At 67.7% G+C, this 19,204-nt stretch carries 19 protein-coding genes and 1 pseudogene; 15 read left to right on the forward strand and 5 right to left on the reverse strand.

Annotated features, from left to right (window positions below):
• Positions 1-57: 57 nt before the first annotated feature.
• The 3 genes from ACTWPB_RS07250 to ACTWPB_RS07260 all read right to left on the reverse strand — a co-directional run bounded on the left by ACTWPB_RS07250 (position 58) and on the right by ACTWPB_RS07260 (position 2,497).
• Positions 58-1,275: an RtcB family protein gene (locus ACTWPB_RS07250; RefSeq protein WP_446224909.1), complete on the reverse strand. Its 1,218-nt coding sequence runs from the start codon at positions 1,273-1,275 to the stop codon at positions 58-60.
• A gap of 80 nt (positions 1,276-1,355) precedes the next feature.
• On the reverse strand, positions 1,356-2,222 hold the full coding sequence (locus tag ACTWPB_RS07255; protein ID WP_446226256.1) for a ribokinase: 867 nt from the start codon (positions 2,220-2,222) through the stop codon (positions 1,356-1,358).
• A 104-nt stretch (positions 2,223-2,326) separates the two neighbouring features.
• Positions 2,327-2,497 carry a hypothetical protein gene (locus tag ACTWPB_RS07260; RefSeq protein ID WP_446224910.1) on the reverse strand — a complete coding sequence of 57 codons (171 nt, stop codon included), beginning with the start codon at positions 2,495-2,497 and terminating at the stop codon, positions 2,327-2,329.
• On the opposite strand from ACTWPB_RS07260, the gene ACTWPB_RS07265 reads away from it, so the two are divergent.
• The 12 genes from ACTWPB_RS07265 (at position 2,496) to lexA (ending at position 13,192) form a co-directional block, all read left to right on the forward strand.
• Complete coding sequence (locus ACTWPB_RS07265) at positions 2,496-3,761, forward strand: glutamate-5-semialdehyde dehydrogenase (RefSeq protein WP_446224911.1); 1,266 nt, start codon at positions 2,496-2,498, stop codon at positions 3,759-3,761. The genes ACTWPB_RS07260 and ACTWPB_RS07265 overlap by 2 nt on opposite strands.
• Positions 3,758-4,636, forward strand: coding sequence for an AAA family ATPase (locus ACTWPB_RS07270; protein ID WP_378922548.1), 879 nt, complete (start codon positions 3,758-3,760; stop codon positions 4,634-4,636). Before ACTWPB_RS07265 ends, ACTWPB_RS07270 begins: the two co-directional genes overlap by 4 nt.
• A 2-nt stretch (positions 4,637-4,638) precedes the next feature.
• The gene (locus ACTWPB_RS07275) at positions 4,639-6,030 is read left to right on the forward strand and encodes a vWA domain-containing protein (protein ID WP_446224912.1); all 1,392 of its coding nucleotides are present in this window, start codon (positions 4,639-4,641) and stop codon (positions 6,028-6,030) included.
• 11 nt (positions 6,031-6,041) lie between these two features.
• The gene (locus ACTWPB_RS07280; RefSeq protein ID WP_446224913.1) at positions 6,042-6,383 is read left to right on the forward strand and encodes an MmcQ/YjbR family DNA-binding protein; all 342 of its coding nucleotides are present in this window, start codon (positions 6,042-6,044) and stop codon (positions 6,381-6,383) included.
• A gap of 161 nt (positions 6,384-6,544) precedes the next feature.
• Positions 6,545-7,621: a hypothetical protein gene (locus tag ACTWPB_RS07285; protein WP_446224914.1), complete on the forward strand. Its 1,077-nt coding sequence runs from the start codon at positions 6,545-6,547 to the stop codon at positions 7,619-7,621.
• A 44-nt stretch (positions 7,622-7,665) separates the two neighbouring features.
• Positions 7,666-8,307 carry a nicotinate-nucleotide adenylyltransferase gene (gene nadD / locus ACTWPB_RS07290; RefSeq protein WP_194828710.1) on the forward strand — a complete coding sequence of 214 codons (642 nt, stop codon included), beginning with the start codon at positions 7,666-7,668 and terminating at the stop codon, positions 8,305-8,307.
• A gap of 46 nt (positions 8,308-8,353) precedes the next feature.
• Positions 8,354-8,770, forward strand: coding sequence for a ribosome silencing factor (gene rsfS / locus ACTWPB_RS07295; protein ID WP_056821472.1), 417 nt, complete (start codon positions 8,354-8,356; stop codon positions 8,768-8,770).
• Complete coding sequence (locus ACTWPB_RS07300) at positions 8,767-9,426, forward strand: histidine phosphatase family protein (protein WP_446224915.1); 660 nt, start codon at positions 8,767-8,769, stop codon at positions 9,424-9,426. Before rsfS ends, ACTWPB_RS07300 begins: the two co-directional genes overlap by 4 nt.
• Positions 9,416-11,095: a diglucosylglycerate octanoyltransferase gene (gene octT, locus ACTWPB_RS07305; RefSeq protein WP_446224916.1), complete on the forward strand. Its 1,680-nt coding sequence runs from the start codon at positions 9,416-9,418 to the stop codon at positions 11,093-11,095. Before ACTWPB_RS07300 ends, octT begins: the two co-directional genes overlap by 11 nt.
• A gap of 3 nt (positions 11,096-11,098) precedes the next feature.
• Complete coding sequence (locus tag ACTWPB_RS07310) at positions 11,099-11,941, forward strand: DegV family protein (protein ID WP_446224917.1); 843 nt, start codon at positions 11,099-11,101, stop codon at positions 11,939-11,941.
• A 72-nt stretch (positions 11,942-12,013) separates the two neighbouring features.
• On the forward strand, positions 12,014-12,508 hold the full coding sequence (locus tag ACTWPB_RS07315; RefSeq protein ID WP_446224918.1) for a GNAT family N-acetyltransferase: 495 nt from the start codon (positions 12,014-12,016) through the stop codon (positions 12,506-12,508).
• A 33-nt stretch (positions 12,509-12,541) separates the two neighbouring features.
• Entirely contained in the window at positions 12,542-13,192 is a 651-nt protein-coding gene (gene lexA, locus ACTWPB_RS07320) for a transcriptional repressor LexA (RefSeq protein WP_446224919.1), read from the forward strand.
• Positions 13,193-13,197: 5 nt separating this feature from the next.
• Here the strand turns inward: lexA and ACTWPB_RS07325 are convergent, their stop codons facing one another.
• Entirely contained in the window at positions 13,198-14,160 is a 963-nt protein-coding gene (locus tag ACTWPB_RS07325; RefSeq protein WP_446224920.1) for a DUF2332 domain-containing protein, read from the reverse strand.
• A 179-nt stretch (positions 14,161-14,339) separates the two neighbouring features.
• On the opposite strand from ACTWPB_RS07325, the gene ACTWPB_RS07330 reads away from it, so the two are divergent.
• From ACTWPB_RS07330 to ACTWPB_RS07340, 3 genes and pseudogenes are all read left to right on the forward strand, one after another.
• Positions 14,340-15,353 (forward strand): ComEA family DNA-binding protein, encoded by a 1,014-nt coding sequence (locus ACTWPB_RS07330; RefSeq protein WP_446224921.1) that lies wholly within the window; start codon positions 14,340-14,342, stop codon positions 15,351-15,353.
• Positions 15,354-15,992: 639 nt separating this feature from the next.
• Positions 15,993-16,436, forward strand: a pseudogene (locus ACTWPB_RS07335) (DUF4131 domain-containing protein); the annotation flags it as partial.
• 289 nt (positions 16,437-16,725) lie between these two features.
• Complete coding sequence (locus ACTWPB_RS07340) at positions 16,726-18,405, forward strand: recombinase family protein (RefSeq protein WP_446224922.1); 1,680 nt, start codon at positions 16,726-16,728, stop codon at positions 18,403-18,405.
• 43 nt (positions 18,406-18,448) lie between these two features.
• Here the strand turns inward: ACTWPB_RS07340 and ACTWPB_RS07345 are convergent, their stop codons facing one another.
• Complete coding sequence (locus tag ACTWPB_RS07345; RefSeq protein WP_446224923.1) at positions 18,449-19,183, reverse strand: hypothetical protein; 735 nt, start codon at positions 19,181-19,183, stop codon at positions 18,449-18,451.
• Between the last annotated feature and the right edge of the window lie 21 nt (positions 19,184-19,204).

Here is a 19,204-nt window from a genome sequence, read left to right on the forward strand (position 1 = left end):
ACGGCGAAAACCCGGCTCGTCGGCGCGGGTGTGGCGGCACCCTGCGCCGACGATGAATCAGCCCTTCACACACAGCACCTGACGCAGCGTCGCCACCACATCGACCAGATCGGCCTGCGCCGCGATCACCTGATCGATGTCCTTGTACGCGGCCGGGATCTCATCGACCACGCCCGCGTCCTTGCGCGATTCCACGCCCTCGGTCTGAGCGACCAGATCGGCGACCGTGAACTGCCTCTTGGCGGCCGAGCGGCTCAACCGCCGCCCCGCACCGTGCGAGGCCGACTGGAACGAAGCGGGATTCCCCTTGCCCCGCACCACATACGACCGCGTACCCATCGATCCCGGAATCAGCGCGAGTTCACCGGATCCGGCTCGCACCGCACCCTTCCGGGTCACCAGCATCGGCACGCCGTCGATGATCTCCTCGGCCACATAGTTGTGGTGGCAGGAGATGGGCTCGTCGAAACGCACTTCCCGCCCGGCGAATTCGTCACGCACCGCACCGCACACCAGCGACAGCATCACCGCGCGATTGCGCGCGGCGTACTCCTGCGCCCAGCTGAGGTCACGCCGGTAGGCGTCCATTTCCGCTGTCCCGGAGACGAAGACGGCCAGATCCCGATCCGGCAGCGACTGGTTGTGCGGCAGCGCACGCGCCACCGCCATGTGCCGCTCGGCCAGTTCCTTGCCGATATTGCGCGAACCGGAGTGCAACAGAATCCAGACGGTCTCGTCCTGGTCGAGGCAGACCTCGATGAAGTGATTGCCACCGCCCAGCGATCCGATCTGCTTGTGCGCCTTGGACTCCAGTGCCGAGACGCCGGGATGCAGCTCGGCGAACGAACGCCAGAACCGTGCCCAGCCGTTGGCGCGGACTGCTGCCTGTCCGTGGGAACCCGCGAACTCCAGCTTCGTCACGTTCACGGCGTCCTTGTGCGCCTGGAAGCCGACCGGTACCGCGCGCTCGATCCGGCTGCGCAACGAGCGCAGGTCATCCGGCAGATCGGCGGCGGTCAGATCGGTTTTCACGCTCTCCATCCCGCACCCGATATCCACCCCGACCGCGGCAGGCGCCACCGCGTCACGCATCGCGATCACCGACCCGACCGTCGCCCCTTTCCCCAGGTGCACATCGGGCATCACGCGCAGTCCGTACACCCACTCCAAGTTCGCGATATTGCGAAGCTGGCGCAGTGCTGACTGCTCGATCTCGTGCTCGTTGGCCCACATGAGCGTCTGCGCTCGCGTACCGCGCAGCTCGACGGGAAACATGGTCGGTCCTTTCCTTGATGAAGGACCAACGGTATGGGCGCGACGGAGGTGGCGCACCTGATTTTCGCCGTGGTGGGTGGTCAGCTGGTGGTGAGTGCCGCCGCGATCTGTGCACTCGATGGAATCGATGAGCTTGCGCCGAGGCGGGTGGTCGCCAGGGCGCCGGCGGTATTCGCCCAGTTCAGTGCGGTAGACGCGCCCTGATTCCAGGTGGCGACCAGTGCGCCGGTGAACGCGTCGCCCGCGCCGGTCGTGTCGACCACCTCGACGGGGAGTCCCGCGACGGTGAGCTCGGTCTCCTCCTCGCCGCGATACACCGCCCCGGCGCCGCCGAGCGTGCGCACCACGTGCGCTACCTGTGTCAACTCGACCGAATACTGTTCGGATTCCAGGGAATTCACGATCGCTAGATCGACGGCGGTCCACAGTTCGGTGGGCAACGACTGAACCGGTGAGGGATTCAGCGCGACGACAGTGCCCGACGCGCGAGCATGCCGGGCGGCGGTGAGCACTGTGTCGATCGGAATCTCCAACTGGCACAACAGGATGTCGGCAGCCGCGATCGCCGCGAGTTCGGCGGCCGTCAGCTCGGTCAGCTGCCCGTTGGCTCCCGCTACCACGATGATGCTGTTCTCACCGGTGCCGTCGACGACGATCGAGGCGATCCCGCTGGGTCCATCGACCCTGCGTAGCAAGGTGGTATCGACACCCGCGTCCAACAGCGTCGCCGTGAGTTCCGCTCCGAACGTGTCATCGCCGATCGCGCCGAGAAACCGCACCCGCGCGCCGGACCGTGCCGCCGCGATCGCCTGATTCGCGCCCTTCCCGCCGGGGACTGTCGCGAAGTCGGACCCGAGCACCGTCTCGCCTGGTGCGGGCCTGCGCGCGGCTGTCGTGACCAGGTCCATATTGACGCTGCCCAGTACTACGACGGTCGGCGAATCGATGCGATCCATAACGCTGAATCTAGCGGCGGCGGGCGCCACCGTTGCGCGGTCGGGCGGCGGTGTCCCCTTGCCGTCGAGGGTGCGGTGGCTCGTCGGGACGACGGTCAGTGGGTGTGCCCGCCGTACGGATGACCTGCGTCGGAGTCCTTGGGGATAACTGCGTCGACAGCGTCGCCGAACCTGTGGACAACTCGGTCCCGCCGCCGGTCGGAGCCGTATTCCGGGTGCCGGGTGGCGTCGAGGGCGAGAGGTGGACTGCGTACGCTGATATCCATGACGGTAGAAGTGACCCCCGAGCTGGACATCCGCGCAGCGGTGCACGACGCCGCCCGCAGGGCTCGCGTCGCGTCCCGTGTGCTGGCTCAGCTGACTACGGCGCAGAAGAACGATGCACTGCACGCGGCGGCCGACGCCCTGCTCGCCGCCGCTGATCGCGTGCTCGCGGCCAATGCCGCCGACATCGCGACCGCGCAAGCCGCCGGTACCGAGGAGAACCTGCTCGACCGGCTGCGGCTCACCGAGGCCCGCATCGACGGCATCGCCTCTGGCCTGCGTCAGGTCGCCACGCTGCCCGACCCGGTCGGCGGCGTTGTGCGCGGCTCCACCCTGCCCAACGGCCTCGAGATCCGTCAGACCCGGGTCCCGCTCGGCGTGGTCGGCATGGTCTACGAGGCACGGCCCAATGTCACCGTCGACGCCTTCGGTCTCGCCCTCAAGTCGGGCAACGCGGCGCTGCTGCGTGGGTCGTCCTCGGCTGCGAACTCCAACGCCGCGCTGGTCGAGGTATTGCGCGAAGCCCTTGTCGCGCAGGGTGTCCCGGCCGATGCCGTGCAGCTGCTGCCGAGCAACGACCGCTCCAGCGTCACCCACCTGATTCAGGCCCGCGGCCTGGTCGACGTGGTGATCCCGCGTGGCGGTGCGGGCCTGATCAACGCCGTCGTCCGCGACGCGCAGGTGCCCACCATCGAGACCGGTACCGGCAACTGCCATGTTTACGTGCACTCGGCCGCCGACCTGGACATGGCCGAAGCCATCGTGCTCAATGCCAAGACCCGCCGCCCCAGCGTCTGCAATGCCGCCGAGACCGTCCTCATCGACGCCGCCGTCGCGGAGACCGCGCTGCCCCGCCTGAGCAAGGCACTCGAAGACGCGGGCGTCACCATCCACGGCGATCTGCCCGGCCAGGTCCCGGCCACCGATGCCGACTGGGGTGAGGAGTACCTCACCATGGATATCGCGCTGAAGGTCGTTGACGACCTCGATGCCGCCGTCGAACACATCAACACCTGGGGGACCGGCCACACCGAGGCCATCGTCACCGCCGACCTGGCCGCCGCCCGCGAGTTCACCGCCAGGGTGGACGCCGCCGCGGTGATGGTGAACGCGTCCACCGCGTTCACCGACGGTGAGCAGTTCGGCTTCGGCGCCGAGATCGGCATCTCCACCCAGAAGCTGCATGCCCGCGGCCCGATGGCACTGCCCGAACTCACCTCCACGAAGTGGATCGTGTGGGGCGACGGCCAGACTCGGCCGGTGTGATCGTGACTCTCGTACAGGAACCGATCTTCACCTCGGTCGACGATGTCATCGACCGGCTCGCCACCACCGGCTACCTGGCCGACAAGGCAACGGCCACTTCGGTTTTCCTTGCCGACCGGCTGGGTAAACCGCTGCTCATCGAGGGCCCGGCCGGTGTCGGCAAGACCGAACTCTCGCGTGCGGTGGCCCAGGTCGCCGACGCCGAACTGGTCCGCCTGCAGTGCTACGAGGGCGTCGACGAGGCGCGCGCGCTCTACGAGTGGAACCACGCCAAGCAGATCCTGCGGATCCAGGCGTCGAGTGAAAACGATTGGGCTGAAACCAAAGCCGACGTCTTCACCGAGGAGTTCCTGCTCTCGCGCCCCTTGCTCACCGCCATCCGGCGCACCGAGCCGACGGTGCTGCTGATCGATGAGACCGACAAGGCCGATGTCGAGATCGAAGGCCTGCTGCTCGAAGTGCTCAGCGATTTCGCGGTGACCGTGCCCGAACTGGGCACCATCACCGCCACCCGCAAGCCATTCGTGGTGCTCACCTCGAATGCCACCAGGGAACTGTCGGAGGCGCTCAAGCGCCGCTGCCTGTATCTGCACCTGGACTTCCCCGACGAAGACCTCGAGCGCCGCATCCTGGCCAGCCGCGTACCGGAGCTGCCGAGCACCGTGGCCGAGCAACTGGTGCGGGTCGTGCACGTGCTGCGTGGGATGCAGCTCAAGAAGCTGCCCTCGGTGGCCGAAACGATCGACTGGGGCAACACCCTGCTCGCCCTTGGCGCCGCCGACCTCGACGACGCGACGGTGCGTGCCACGCTCGGCGTGGTGCTCAAGCATCGAAGCGATCACCAGCGCGCGCTGGCCGAGCTGAAACTGGCCTGATCATGACCGCGCCGGCACCGCACGGATTCGGTGGCCACGTCGCCGGTTTCGTCGGTGCGCTCCGGGCCCGTGGCGTGCCGGTCGGACCGTCGGAAACCGTCGACGCCGGCCGGGTATTGACCGTGCTGGATCTGCTCGATCGCGAGGCCGTGCGTGAGGGGCTGGCCTGTGCGCTGCTGCGCAGGCCCACCCATCGCGCCACCTTCGACGGACTCTTCGACCTGTGGTTCCCCGTCGCCGTGGGTGATCGCACCGCCGAGACTCCGGACCTGCCGCGCACCCCCGAGGGGCAGATCGACCTGGCCGCCCTGCGCGAGCAACTCGCCGAACTGCTCGCCGCTGAGGACAGCGGCCCCCAACAGCAACTGCTGGCCGGGCAGGTGGTCGAGCAACTCGGGCAGTACCAGTCCGCGCGCGGACCGTCGTTCTCCGCATACCAGGCGCTCAAAGATCTTGCGCCCCAGTCCTTGCTGGCCAAGGTGCTCGCGGGCCTCGGCCTGCCGCCGGACGCGAGCGAGCGCGATACCGAGGTCGCCCGCCGCATTGCCAGGGAACGCATCGCAGGGTTCCGGGCGAGCGTGGAAGCCGAGACCAACCGGCGCGTGGCCGAACAGATCGGGCGCGAACGCGTCGCCACCTACGGTGTCGCCCGTCAGGCCGAGGACGCCGACTTCCTGCGCGCCTCCGAGCGCGAGCTCACCGAGCTGCGGCGCGGAACCCAGCGATTGGCCCGGATCCTGGCCTCCAGGCTGGCGGTGCGGCGCAAACGAGCCCGGCGCGGCGAGATCGATCTGCGCAAGACCCTGCGCGCGTCGATGTCGACCGGTGGGGTGCCGATCGACCTGGTGAACCGCAAACCGCGCCCCGGCCGGCCGGAACTGGTGCTGCTGTGCGACATCTCCGGCTCGGTGTCCGGGTTCAGCAACTTCACGCTGTTGCTGGTGAGCGCGCTGCGTGAGCAGTTCTCGCGGGTACGGATCTTCGCGTTCGTCGACCGCACCGACGAGGTCACCGGGTTCTTCGAACCCTACGCGGGCCTCGACGATGTGATGACCCGGATCTTCACCGAGTCGCGCATCATCGACGCCGACGGGCACTCCGACTACGGCTACGCGCTGACCAGCTTCGCCGAGAACTTCGGCGAAGCCGTCACCAGCCGCAGCTCGCTGCTGGTGCTCGGCGACGGCCGCACCAACTACCGCAACCCGCAACTGGACACCCTGCGTGAACTGGTCGGCACCGCCCGGCACGCGCACTGGCTCAATCCCGAACCCAAAAACCTCTGGGGGACAGGCGATTCAGCGGCTCGCGACTACGGTTCGGTGATCGAGATGCACGAATGCCGGTCAGCTCGGCAGCTGACCGAGGTGGTCTCCAGATTGTTGCCCGTCTGAAGGAGCTGACGATGAGTGTTGACGTCTTGGCCTACTGCCTGGCCAAACCGGGCGCCTGGGAAGACGAGCCGTGGGAGGGCGACACCGTCGCCAAGGTCGGCGACAAAGTGTTCGCGTTCCTCGGTGCCGGCACGTCGATCGGCCTCAAATGCGGGCGTGACCGCATCGGAGCCGACGAACTGGTCAACATCTACCCCGACGATGTCACCGCGTCGGCCTATATCGGCCGCTACGGCTGGAACAGCATCCGCGTCGGCGGCGCGGTGCCCGACGACGAACTGCGCGAATTGATCGACGCTTCCTACGAGGCGGTCGTCGCCAAACTCCCGAAGTCGAAGCGCCCCACTGCCTGACCACTTCAGCCGACGTTAAGCGCCTCACATGGCCCGACTACCAAGATCACGCCCATGCTGGCAGGGGCGTCGCGCGACGACGAGCGATCCGATCGACGGATATCGGACGTAGGGACAGAGCGGCCGGGCCGTGCGCTCGGTCCGCGGATGTGGTCCGCTCGGTGACCGACCCGTTCGTGAACGACAATGGTTGCCCCCGAGTCGAACCCATCGTCCCCGCCGGTTCGGCCGACCCAGCGGGAGCTTGCGGGCATCGACTCATCGCCGAGTCGGGCGCGGCCGCAGAAGTCTTCTCAGGTTCCGCGGCGGGTTCGGCGAACGGTTCCGTTGCCCGGTCGTCCACGGCCGTGGCCGAGGGTCCGCTCGGCGTCGGGGCTCGGCACCTCGCGCCGGGGTCGGGGGCACGGGCGGCCAGGCGACTGGCCAGGATTGCCGCGGCGCGACTGATCGACGCGCCCGGCGCGGCCGAGGAGCAGTTGCGCCGGGCGCTGGTCGTCGGTGCCGGTGAACTGTGCGGGCGCGAACTCGCCGCGATGCGCACCCAACTGGTCACCGCCGTCGCCGCCCAGCCGGGTCGCGACCGTGAGGTGGCTCAGGCCGCCGCCTCGGCAGCGGCCTGCTGGCAACCGATCTCCCAGGCCGACTCAGTCCACCTGTGGCTGGTCGCCGGTCGCGCCTGGCATCGGGCAGGCAAACATGCCGAGGCGGTGATGGCATTCGACCGCCCACTGCTGAGTGGGGCTGTCGGTTACCCGCCCGCCGAGCTCGCGCTGGTGCGCGCCCAGTTCGCTGAATCGCTGAACCACCTCGGCCGCTACCGCCAGGCCGCGTGGCAGTTCGCCGAGGCGGCGCGGCTGATCGCCGGTTCGCCCGCGCAGCGCCGCCGCCATGCCGACCTCGTGTGGTCGGCCGCGGTCGCGCGTGAGTGCTGTGGGCAGGAGTCCGAGGCGCTCGGCGGCTACCTGCGTGCTGCGGGGCTGTGGGGCGAACAGGACAAGATCGTGCCGAGGGCCCGCTGCCTGCGCGCCGCCGCCTGGCTGCAACTGCGCGGACCAAGGGGCCTGGTGCGCGGACCATGGTGGGTGACGATCGATGTGTTGCTGACCGAACTGAATCGCCGGGTCGCCGCCGAGCCGGTCGCGCACCTCGTCGAAGAGCTGAAACGCACCCGCGCCCAGTTCGCCCAGATGTGCGCGCAGGCGTCGGGATCTCGCGAGCGCCGTGATGGCCCGGAGTAGTCCGGTCCGCCCCGGTCCGGTCGGCCGGATTAAGCTCAGACCTCATGCACGAAACAGCTCGGCCGCGTCGCAAGCTCGGCGTCATGGGCGGCACCTTCGACCCGATCCACCACGGCCACCTGGTCGCGGCGAGCGAGGTCGCGAACCGGTTCGAGCTCGACGAAGTGATCTTCGTGCCGACCGGCCAGCCGTGGCAGAAGGTCAACAAGCAGGTCAGCCCCGCCGAGGATCGCTACCTGATGACCGTCATCGCCACCGCGTCCAACCCGAGGTTCTCCGTCAGCCGGGCCGACATCGAACGCAACAAGGTCACCTACACGGTGGACACCCTGCGCGAGATGCAAAACACACACCCAGACGCCGAGCTGTACTTCATCACCGGTGCGGACGCGCTGGCCAACATCCTGACATGGCAGGATTGGACCGAACTGTTCGAACTGGCGAAGTTCGTCGGGGTGAGCCGACCGGGTTACGAACTGAACACCGATCATCTCGAGGAGCATCTGCGGGACCTTCCCGCCGACGCCGTGACGATGGTCGAGATCCCCGCGCTGGCCATCTCGTCGAGCGAATGCCGCCGCCGCGCCGCGGTTGGTCGGCCGGTCTGGTACCTCGTCCCCGACGGCGTGGTGCAGTACATATCGAAGCGGCACCTCTATGTGCCCGCAGGAACGGAAGGTAGCTGACGTTGAGCCACATGAGCGAGGGTCTGACCCCCCAGGAGGAGACCGTATGAGTGCCTCCACCGAAGCAATCGAGATGGCCACGGTCGCCGCACTCGCGGCCGACGACAAGCTCGCCACCGATGTCGTCGTGCTCGACGTCTCCGAGCAGCTGGTGATCACCGACTGCTTCGTCATCGCGTCGGCGCCCAACGAGCGCCAGGTCAACGCGATCGTCGACAACATCGAGGACAAGCTGCGCGAAGCCGGCCACAAGCCGGTCCGTCGCGAAGGCACCCGTGAGGGTCGCTGGGCGCTGCTCGACTACGTCGACATCGTCGTGCACGTCCAGCACAACGACGAGCGTAACTTCTACGCACTCGAGCGCCTGTGGCGTGACTGCCCGGCGGTTCCCGTCGAGGGCATCGCCGCACTCCCGACTCCGGCCGCGGACGACGACGCGCAGGTAGAGGGAATCAACGAGTGAGCAAGTACGCCCATGTGCGCAACCTGATCCTGTTGCGGCACGGGCAGACCGAATGGAACGCGGCCGACCGGATGCAGGGCCAGATCGACACCGATCTCACCGAACTCGGTCGCCAGCAGGCCAAAGAGGCTGCGCGCGAACTGGGTTCACGCAACTCCATCGCGATCCACGCCTCCGATCTGCGTCGGGCCAAGGAAACCGCGCAGGCGCTCGGTGACATCACCGATCTGTCTGTCATCACCGATCGGCGGCTGCGCGAGACCAACCTGGGTGACTGGGAAGGCCTGACCCACCTCGAAGTCGACGCCGACTACCCCGGCGCGCGGGTGCAGTGGCGTCTCGACGCCACCTACACACCGCCCGGTGGCGAGAGCAAGCTCGAGGTCGGTGCGCGGGCGCTGCCTGTGGTGCGCGAACTGTACAACGAGCGGCAGGATTGGCCCGGTCGGACTATCATCCTGGTTGCGCACGGCGGGCTGATCGCTGCTCTGACGGCCGCGTTGCTGGAACTGCCACCGGAGAACTGGCCTGCCCTCGGCGGGCTGGCCAATACCAGCTGGGTGCAGCTTTCCAGTCACGGCCCGGATATCGACCGACCCGGCTGGCGCCTCGATGTTTGGAACGCAGCGGCGAAGGTAGCTCCCGATGTCCAATGAAGAGCCTGTCCGATCGGTACCTGATGAGATGTTCCAGCAGGTGACGGCCAAAGCCGGCCGGCAATTGCCGGACGCGCTTTTCGGTCCGCCACCCGCTCGCGCAGAGCGCGAGGAGCCGATCCGTTCGGTACCGGACGAACTCTTCAAGCAGGTCACCGCGCGTAGCGAACGATCGCTGCCCGATGCCCTGTTCGGCCCGCTCCCCCCGCCGGCCGTCGCTGAACCCGAGCCGGTCGACTCGGCGGCAGACGCCGTCGAGTCCGGCTCGGGGACAGCGGATTCCGAATCGCCAGCCGTCGATGATTCCTCCGACGGCAGCGTCGGCCCCGACAGCGTGGTGACCTCGATCGGTGACGATGCCGAGGGTGAACTCGATGTGGCCGACAGCGCTTCGAGTTCCGTGCAGGAGGCTGATAACGAGGCTTCCGATGTCACAGCATCGGCCGAGGTCGTCTCGGGTGATGGTTCGAAAGCTGAGCTCGGCGACGTGAACTCCGTTGTTGTGCAAGGGGATACCGACCAGCCTGATGCGGATATCGCCGCGGCCGATGCCTCGGCTCCCGTCGGCGACGTACCCGTCCAGGATTCGGCGGAAGTGGCCGATACCGACGGACCGCTCGATCCGGCTGTGTCGCAAACACTCCGACCGGAAGCAACTGATCCGGTTCTGTCCGACGCCGATGTCACTACCTCGGCCGACGATTCCGAAGCTCCTTCGGTTGTGGTAGAGGCTGCCGCCGACGGAATCAGCCCTGCCGAGGCGCCGGCCGATCCCCCCGCTGCACGCCTGGACGGTGACCTCGACTCCGTGGACAGCCTGCTGACGTCGTCGGCCACAGACACGAATCTCGTCGAAGCGTCCACGAACTCTGGTGCACCGCAAGGTGAATCGGTGGCCGAGGCAACTGCCGGGTCTTTGCTCATCCAGGAATCCGGATCGCCCCGGCCAGTCGAGTCCGCCGCACCGCGCCCTGTGCTGCTGGTGATCGCCGACTCGCTCGCCTATTACGGTCCCAAGGGTGGGCTGCCTGCCGACGATCCGCGGATCTGGCCGAATATGGTCGCCGCGGAGCTGGATTGGGATGTCGAGCTGATCGCGCGGATCGGCTGGACCTGTCGCGATGCGTACTGGGCGCTGATCGGTGATCCTCGGGTGTGGGCCGCGGTGCCGCGCGCCGGGGCGGTCGTGTTCGCGGTCGGCGGCATGGACACCCTGCCGTCCCCGCTGCCCACCGCGCTGCGGGAGATGATCCGCTACATCCGTCCGCCGCGGTTGCGCCGTGGCGTGCGAGCCTCTTACAACTGGTTGCAGCCGAAGCTGTCGAAACTCGGTCGCCCGGTTGCCCTTCCGCCGAAGGTGAGCGTCGACTACCTGGAGCAGTCGCGTACCGCGCTGAACCATCTGCGTCCGGAGCTGCCCGTCGTGGCGGTGCTGCCGTCGGTGCACAAGTGCGACGCCTACGGGCGGGTGCACCGGGGCCGGGCACGGGCGGTCAAGGCCTTGCAGGCGTGGTCCGGTCGCACCTCGGTGCCGCTCGTCGACCTCGGGGAGGCCGTGCGTGACGACATCGAGTCGGGGTCCGCGAACCCGGATGGCATCCACTGGGGCTGGGCTGGGCACGCGGCAGTGGCGACGGCGATGACCAAGGCGCTGCAGGAGGTCCGGTAGTCCGTGGCCGTTGTGGTGGTCACCGATTCGGCGGCGGGGTTGTCCGCCGATCTCGTCGCCGAGCTCGGTATCGAAGTGGTGCCGTTGCATGTGCTCGTCGGTGAGCGCGAGATCCGGGAGGGTGTCGACCCGATCGAGATCGACTACACGGCGGACTCGGTCACCACCTCGGCCGCTTCGCCCGGCGAACTGCGTGAAGCCTACGAACGCGCGTTGAGCCACAGCGATGGTGACGGGGTTGTCGCGGTGCACCTGTCGCGCCGGTTGTCGGCGACCTGGGAATCGGGTCGCCAGGCGGTGCGCGACATGGGTGCCGAAGATTGTGTGCGCGTTGTCGATTCGCTCGGTGCCGGTCTGGCCACCGGTCTGCCGGTACTGGCCGCCGCGCGCAGGGCGGTGGCCGGTGAGGCGCTGGACGAGGTCTACGAGTGCGCGGTGGCGGCCGCGACCCGTTCTCGCACGTTCATCCTGGTCAACCGTACCGAGCAACTCCGCAAGGGCGGCAGGCTGAGCAGTGCCGCCGCGTTCTTCGGCAGCGAACTGGTGACGAAGCCACTGCTGCAGCTGGTGGAGGGCAAGCTCGAAATGCGCGAGAAGGTGCGAACCAGATCGCGCGCCTACGCCAAGCTGGTAGCCGCCGCGGTAGACGCGGCCGCCTCCGACGGTGCGGCCCTGGGCATTCAGCACCTCGGTGCGCCCGAGGCCGCCGAAAACATCGCGGCGCAACTGCGTGAGCAGCTGCCCGAGGTCCGGGAACTGTACGTTGCCGAGTTCGGTCCCGCACTCGGCGTGCACCTCGGTGTCGGCGCACTCGCCGTCGCGGTGTTGCCGGGCGGATGTGTCTGAGCGGTGCCGGTTCAGAATCTCGCTGAGGCCAACCCGTCCGGTGGCGATGATCCGCGGCCTACCGTGGTTGTCATGGTTGGCAACACTTCCCCCAAGACTGATCTTTCGCCGCGGGTCCTCGTGGTCGGCTGGGAAGACCCGGATGCCGAGATGCTGCGCGCGGAGATGTCGGCGGAGGTCGGTCCCCGCTACGCGCACCTCGAGCTCACCCGGCGCGGTCCCTCGCCGATCTCGGTCGACAGCGCGACCGTGCACCAGACGTTCGTCGCGTATGCGGGTGCGGAGCCTGTCGGGCACGCCGCACTGCGCTGGAACGCCGGTGACCTCGAACTCAAGCGGATGTTCGTCCGCCCCGCCTACCGCGGCACCGGAACCGCGACCGCGCTGCTGCAAGCGGCCGAAGCATCCGTCCGCGCGGCCGGTCGGCCGCGGATCATCCTGCAAACCGGGCATCTGCAGCCCGACGCCGTGCGGTTCTACGAGCGCAGTGGCTACCACCGGATTCCGCTGTTCGCGCCCTATCACGTCCTGCCGCTGTCGAACTGTTTCGCGAGGAACCTGCACTGAAGTGGTGATCGGGTGTGGATCTACGATTCCCCGATGACCGGATACGACGACTTCGACCACCTCGACGCCGCGAACCTGCCTCCTCGCAGGCAACACATCCTCGCCGTGATCAGGGATTCGGTGCTCGCCCACGGCTACGCACCGAGCACTCGGGAGATTGCCGACGCGGTGGGTTTGCGCTCCACATCCACGGTCTCCCAACACCTGAAGGCGTTGGAGGAGGACGGTTTCCTGCGCCGCGCCGCCACCATGGCCCGTCCCATCGACGTGCGCCTGTTCCTGCGCGGCGGACCCGCCGCCGATTCCGACGCCTCGGTGTCGGTGCCCGTCGTCGGCGACATCGCCGCGGGTACCCCGATCCTGGCCGAGCACAACCCCGACGACGTCATGACCCTGCCGCGTGAACTGGTCGGCCGCGGTGAGGTTTTCGGCCTGCGGGTGCGCGGTGACTCGATGATCGACGCCGCGATCTGCGACGGCGACCTCGTCGTGGTCCGCAGTCAGCGCGAAGCCAACTCCGGCGATATCGTCGCCGCCATGATCGGTGAGGAAGCCACGGTCAAGGTGTACCGCCGCCGCAACGGTCACGTCCAACTCGAACCGCGCAACCCCGCCTACTCCGTGATCGACGGCGACGAAGCAGTCGTCCTCGGCCGTGTCGTGTCGGTGATGCGCCGAATCTGAGGTCGCTACGCCGGGCCGAACCAGTCCAGCGACTGGCCGTGCGGCCCGGCGAAAGCCAACGGCTCGTCGTCGAGAGCGAGCACCAGCTGAGCCGCCGCCGACTCGCGCGCCGGCAACCGGTCGACGAGCGATGCGAGCACCCCGGGGCCCTCCTGCGAAACCCAGTGGCAGGGCAGCTCCCGCACCATTGCCCGGAAGTCCGCCCGCGCCCGCGGCGAGAGATAGCTGAGCACGGCGCTGTGGAAAACCACTACCGTGCTGTCGTGCGGTGCCGCGTGCACCAACTCGGTGATCTGCTCGTTCAGGTCGCCGGCCACGATGGTCGGCGGATCCGCGGCGGCGATCGAACAGGCCGCGCGCAGCCGAGCCAGCCGCTCGTCCTGACCCGGCCAGACGAGGGCAGACAGCCACTGCTGGTCGTCCTTGTCGCCGGCATCGAGCGGATTCAGATCCACTCCCGCTCGATGGACGACTCGGGGGAGTTGGTCTGGGATCGGCACCGGACCGGTTGTCGTGCAGGTCAACACAACCGGCGACGGACCGTCGGGCGGATCCAGCGCGGCTGCGTCGTACCGATAGCTGAAACGGTCCGGGTACAGGCACAATCCGGCCGAGGCACCCACCTCGACGAGTGACAGCGGTCCGGGTAGCCGGGCCAGCACCGGCAGTAAGGTCGCCGCCCGGCCCGCCTCGTTCGTCTGGGTCCGCCGGGTCAGTGCCGTGGCCGAGATCGCCGGCCAGTTCTCCCGCAGCTGTTCGCTGAACTCGCTGTAGGGAACCGCGATCGCACCGTTCACTCGCGCGGCAGCCAGGATCAGGTTGGGTTGCTGCTTGTCCGTGGGCAATTGGGCGATCAGCGCCAGCACCACCGGGTCGGTGCTGATATCCAGTGCTCGCCGGTGATAGAGCGCGGAATTGTCGCGCGCCTCGCGGAGTGCGAAGTCGCGGAATCGTTGTGCGAGATCCATGGGTACTTGAATACGTCGAATCGGCCATGAGCGCACGGTATCTATTCGGGCAGGCCGGATCCCGGGTGCGAGGTCTGCTGAGCGGTGAGTTATCCACAGGGCAGGAGTTATCCACAGGCTTCTTTCCGGCCCAGGTCAGCGTGGGTTCGTCAGGTCGGCGTCGGCATAACGTCGCTGCCATGTCACGACACGAAGAGCACGAGCGGGTACGGCAGCGGCTGGGTGGCCTGGCGGTCCGCGAGCGAGAGCGGCCGAGCCGTCAGCCGCTGCGCGAGTCCGGGATGGGTTCCGGGACGGATGATTCGCGCACTGATGACGACGCAGGGCACTGGGACGACGACGAACTCGCACCGTCGTCGGGGCCGGCGGGAGCGGTCGCGGCGCCGGGGTGGCTCGACGACGGTGCCTCGCGTGGGCGAAATCGGCTGGTGCCCGAGCGCTTTCGTGAAGCACGGCTGGATCCGGGGCGTCGCGGTGTGCTGGTGCTCGGCCTGGTCGGCGTCATCGCGGTGGTGCTGACCGGCGTGATGGTGCTGCGCGATCAGCCCATTGCCCGGGCGGTGCCGCCGGTGCCGGTACTGCGGGCGGAAAGCATTGCGGTTGAGCCAGGCCCGACCACCGTGCCGGCGGCGATAGCCGGTCAGGGCCCGACCGCGAGCGCTGATGTTGTCGTCAGTGTGGTCGGTTTGGTCGAACGGGCAGGGCTGCACCGATTGCCGGACGGCTCTCGGATCGCCGACGCACTCGAGAAGGCAGGCGGCACCAGCGAAGGCGCTGACCTGGCGGGCCTGAACCTGGCCCAACGGCTCTCCGACGGCGACCAGGTTGTCGTCGGCGCTACCGACCCCCAAGTCGGACAACCCCGCCTCGGCAGCATCATGATCGGCGCGGGTCGCGCACCCGCCGCCAGCCCGAACAACGCGAGCTCGAACACGGCAAGGTCGAGCACGGTGGGTTCGAGTACCGCAGGCCCCAGCTCCGGCGGCGGGACGACAGGCAAATCTCGCATCGATCTGAACACCGCCACCGAAGCGGAACTGGACGCGCTACCAGGCGTCGGCCCGGTCACCGCCAAAGCGATCCTCGCGTGGCGCTCGACCAACGGTCGCTTCGCCGACGTCGCTCAACTCGGCGAGGTCGACGGCATCGGCCCCGCTCGCTTGGCCCGATTGCGCGACCTGGTGACGACATGATCTTTCGGACGTATCGCAGCGGCGAGCGTGAAAGTTCGCGCACCGCTGGCGATTATCACCGGAGTGCCGCATGTGTGGAGGCGATGGCATGAGCTGCCCGGTGTGGCTGTGCGCGCGGCACGGGACTCAGCACGCCACAGATCAGACCTTGCAGGCGTCGGAGGACTGCGCGCCCCGATCGGACGACATCGTCGGGCCGACATGTCTGAGCACGCTGGGCGAAACCTGCTGTGCCGCAGACCGGCCTGCGGGAGGCGCGGGCAGTGGTACGCCCGGATATGACGACGTGGCTGACGGATGAGGGTCGCGCCGGGCGAGGGAACGTTGCGGGAGGCGTTGGCACGGCACCGAGCAACAACTGTGGTGCAACGCGTGGGGGCTGAACAGACAGCGGCACAGGGGCACACACGGACGGGTACGGCGGAACGGGAGGGCAGGTCGCAGGAGGAGTCGGGGCAAAGTCGACGGACGTGGTCGGCGTGGCTGCCGGTGGCAGTGGAAAAACGGGCGCAGGGTTGGCGGACAGGCGCGAAGCAGCACGGAGCGGTGAGGGAGGAGGAGCCTGGGCAGCAGGTGCTCGATATGCGGCTGGTGCCTGCGGCGCTCGGGTGTTGGGTGGCAACGATCGTCGCGGTGACCATGGGGTGGGTTGCGGGATCGGCGTTGGCGGTTGGTGCCGTGGTGGTGGCGATCGGGCTGTGGGTGGTGCTGCTGTGGGCGATGGCGCATCGGCGGGAGCGATGGCGGGTTGTCGCGGTGACCGGGTTGGCGACGATGTTGCTCGGGGCAGGCTTCGGGGCTGCGGGTGCTTGGCAGGAGCATCATGTCCAGTCGCACCCGCTGCGGGAGTCGTTCGGTCGATCGGTGAACGTGTTCGCGGTCGTCACCGACGATGCGAAGCCCATGCGCGCCGGTGGGTTCGGTGGCGAGCGGCGGTGGATTGTTCGGGCAGGTCTGCGCGAGTTCGGTCAGGGCCAGGAGTGGACGCAGGCCGGCGGTTCGATCGTGGTGCTCGCGCAGGGTAGCGAATGGGCCGAGCTGTCGCCTGGACAGCTGGTACGGTTCCGGGCCGAGGTCAGCGAGCCGAACCGCGCGGATCTGACTGTTGCCACGCTGCACGTAACCGATGCGCCGAAGCGGATCGGCGAGCCGCCGTGGTGGCAACGGCTCGCGGCGAGCATCCGAACGGATCTGGTCGACGCATCCGCCATGGCACTGCCACCCGCCGCGGCAGGGCTGCTGCCCGCGCTCGTTGTCGGCGATACCACCGCGCTGTCCGAAGAAGTGCGGGACGCGTTCGAAGTTGCTGGGCTGCAGCACCTTTGTGTTGTCAGTGGGGCGAATTGTCAATACCCAGATGTAGCATCGCCTCATGCAACTGGACTGGAGCCATATCGAGGCCATCATCCTGGCTCGCGTATCCGACGACCGCGACGGCAGCAGCGACTCGACAGAAGAGCAGGTAGACGAGTCGGTCGCATGGTGTGCGGAGCGGGGTGTCAACATTATCGAGACCTTGATCGAGGACGACATCGGCGCATCCCGGTACTCGCGCAAGGCCCGCCCCAATTATGAGCGTGCAATGGAGTTGCTGCGGCAGAAGTCGACCAAGCAACGAATGCTCATCACCTGGGAGTCGTCGCGGTCCACGCGCCAACTGAAATGGCACATCAAGCTACGCGAGACGCTCGAAGAGGCGGGCGCCCTGTGGATGTACGGCGGTCGCATCTACGACATGCGCGACCCAGATGATCGCAAGCGGACGGCTCAGGATGCGATCGAAGATGAGTACGAGGTGGAGAAGACCCGCAAGCGCGTGATGCGCGACATGCGCAAGGTCGCGGCCGATGGCAGACCGCATGGGAAAGTTCCTTACGGGTACAAGATCATCCGTGATGAGCGCACCGGCAAGTCGATCGGGCGCGAGATCTTCAAGGAGCACGCTGTCGTGGTCCGTGACATCGCCCGCCGCATCCTGGCGGGGGAGTCGGTCCACTCGATTACCGTCCGCCTGAACGAGGCTGGCATCGCAGCGCCCCGACCTGCTCGGACCGGACCGAATAAAGGGAACCCGGGACGGTGGCGATCCAACACGATCGGCACCCTGATCACCTCCCCGACCTACGCCGCGCTGCGCGTCACCCGAGGGGAGGTAACCGGGCCAGCCACCTGGCCAGCAATCCTCACGATCGACGAGCATGAACGACTCAAGACAATTCTCAACGATTCGTCGCGGGTGACACACCGCGGCGTGACGCCTGTCTGGCTCCTGACTGCGCCGGTCGGGCTGTGCGGAGAATGCGGCGGGGGGCTTGTGATCCGGCGGGGGCAGATAGATAAGTCCGGCCAGCCGGGAAAGGGGCTCACGTGTGGTGACAACTTCTGTACGGCTGCTCTAGTCCGGCCGGTCGAGAAGTTGGTGGAGCGGGCAGTACTTGATCGACTGGAGTCACCTGACGTACTCAAGCTCCTGACTGTCGGTGACGAGGTAGCCGCGGCGGCGTTCGACGAGGAGCGCGCCCTGCAGGCCCGACTCGACAGCCTGATCGACCAGGCCGCAGATGGATCGATCTCACCTGCCACGCTCGCACGGCTGGAAGGCAAGCTGATGCCTCAGATCGCCTCTGCCAAACGTCGTGCGCGGGCCGCGATTCCGTCGCCGCTGGTGGCCGAGCTTGCCGGTCCACAGGCGGGTGCGAAGTGGGAGGAGCTGGCGATGACGGACAGGCGATCGGTGGTGAGGGCGTTGGTAGAGGTGCGACTGTTCCGGGGCGGCGTTGGCACCCGCGTCTTGAATCCTCGTCGTGTCCACCTGCGGTGGGTTGGGTCGGATGAGCCGGTGCCGACCAAGTTGCCGCCTCCGGTCCCACTCGCCGAGGGTGGAGACCCGATCGACTTCCGGGTGCGGGAGGTGCAGGCGTACCTGCAAACCGCCGACCTCGAAGAGAGGGTCCGCATCATCGAGCTGGAGCGAGATGGGCAGAAACGCTACGACATCGTCCGCCGCAGCCTGAGCCCGACGCGCGCTGTCATATTCAGCGATGGGAGTTGACTTCGAATCCAGGGAAGTTCGATCAGCCTGTGCGCGGCGAGGGTCAGGTGCTTTGCCTCCTCGCCACGACCGCTGCGCGGATGATCCCCCATAACCCCGCCGCAGTGAGGATTCCGATCAGCGGCAGCGCCCATCCGGTGGTAACCGCGGCGTGATTCACCGCCAGCCACTCGCGATGCATCAGGAGCAGGAGGAGTGTGACAGCCGCGCTGCTGCCACCGAGCACACCAACCAGGCCTGTGGCGACAGGCACGATTCGCCACCCGTCGAGGCGGATCGTCAGCACTGAAGCGGTGGCGATCAGGCCTCCGGTCGCCGCTGCCATGGCGTAGAAGGTGGCGCTGTAGATTCCGCTGGCGATATCGGGGAGCTCGAGCTCGTCGCTGACAGGGATCGTGCGGGCCAGCCCTGCCCGCGATGTGACGATCAGGATGAGGCCGGCCACCCCGCAGGTGATGAGCCATCGTCGGCGGTAGTCGGTCAGGGAGTCTGGTGCCCACTCTCCGTAGATTCCGTGCAGCGCGGTCAGGCCGATGCACGCGCACCCGGCGATGAGGTACACGCTTCGCAGTAGGTCGGAGATGTTCTCGCCGAACAGGTTTGGCGCGGCCCTGTCGATTCCGTGGTCTCCGACATATTCGGTGCCGAGTACGCAGCCAGCGACGAGTGCGATCAACCCTGCGGTGAATGCCCACGTCGTCTCTTGGTCTGCGTCGTGTCGAAGCGTCAGGCGCACAAGGACGGCCAACAAGGTCACGAGGAGTACGACGTACATCATCTTTCGTAGGCTAACGGGAAA

The organism is Nocardia sp. IBHARD005 (genome assembly GCF_052814245.1).

Bases quoted from the DNA above. Each gene is read 5' to 3' on its own strand.
- ACTWPB_RS07250 (WP_446224909.1), bottom strand. From the start codon at position 1,275: ATGTTTCCCGTCGAGCTGCGCGGTACGCGAGCGCAGACGCTCATGTGG.
- ACTWPB_RS07265 (WP_446224911.1), top strand. From the start codon at position 2,496: ATGACGGTAGAAGTGACCCCCGAGCTGGACATCCGCGCAGCGGTGCAC.
- ACTWPB_RS07260 (WP_446224910.1), bottom strand. From the start codon at position 2,497: ATGGATATCAGCGTACGCAGTCCACCTCTCGCCCTCGACGCCACCCGG.
- ACTWPB_RS07275 (WP_446224912.1), top strand. From the start codon at position 4,639: ATGACCGCGCCGGCACCGCACGGATTCGGTGGCCACGTCGCCGGTTTC.
- ACTWPB_RS07280 (WP_446224913.1), top strand. From the start codon at position 6,042: ATGAGTGTTGACGTCTTGGCCTACTGCCTGGCCAAACCGGGCGCCTGG.
- nadD (WP_194828710.1), top strand. From the start codon at position 7,666: ATGCACGAAACAGCTCGGCCGCGTCGCAAGCTCGGCGTCATGGGCGGC.
- rsfS (WP_056821472.1), top strand. From the start codon at position 8,354: ATGAGTGCCTCCACCGAAGCAATCGAGATGGCCACGGTCGCCGCACTC.
- octT (WP_446224916.1), top strand. From the start codon at position 9,416: ATGTCCAATGAAGAGCCTGTCCGATCGGTACCTGATGAGATGTTCCAG.
- ACTWPB_RS07315 (WP_446224918.1), top strand. From the start codon at position 12,014: ATGGTTGGCAACACTTCCCCCAAGACTGATCTTTCGCCGCGGGTCCTC.
- lexA (WP_446224919.1), top strand. From the start codon at position 12,542: ATGACCGGATACGACGACTTCGACCACCTCGACGCCGCGAACCTGCCT.
- ACTWPB_RS07325 (WP_446224920.1), bottom strand. From the start codon at position 14,160: ATGGATCTCGCACAACGATTCCGCGACTTCGCACTCCGCGAGGCGCGC.
- ACTWPB_RS07330 (WP_446224921.1), top strand. From the start codon at position 14,340: ATGTCACGACACGAAGAGCACGAGCGGGTACGGCAGCGGCTGGGTGGC.
- ACTWPB_RS07340 (WP_446224922.1), top strand. From the start codon at position 16,726: ATGCAACTGGACTGGAGCCATATCGAGGCCATCATCCTGGCTCGCGTA.
- ACTWPB_RS07345 (WP_446224923.1), bottom strand. From the start codon at position 19,183: ATGATGTACGTCGTACTCCTCGTGACCTTGTTGGCCGTCCTTGTGCGC.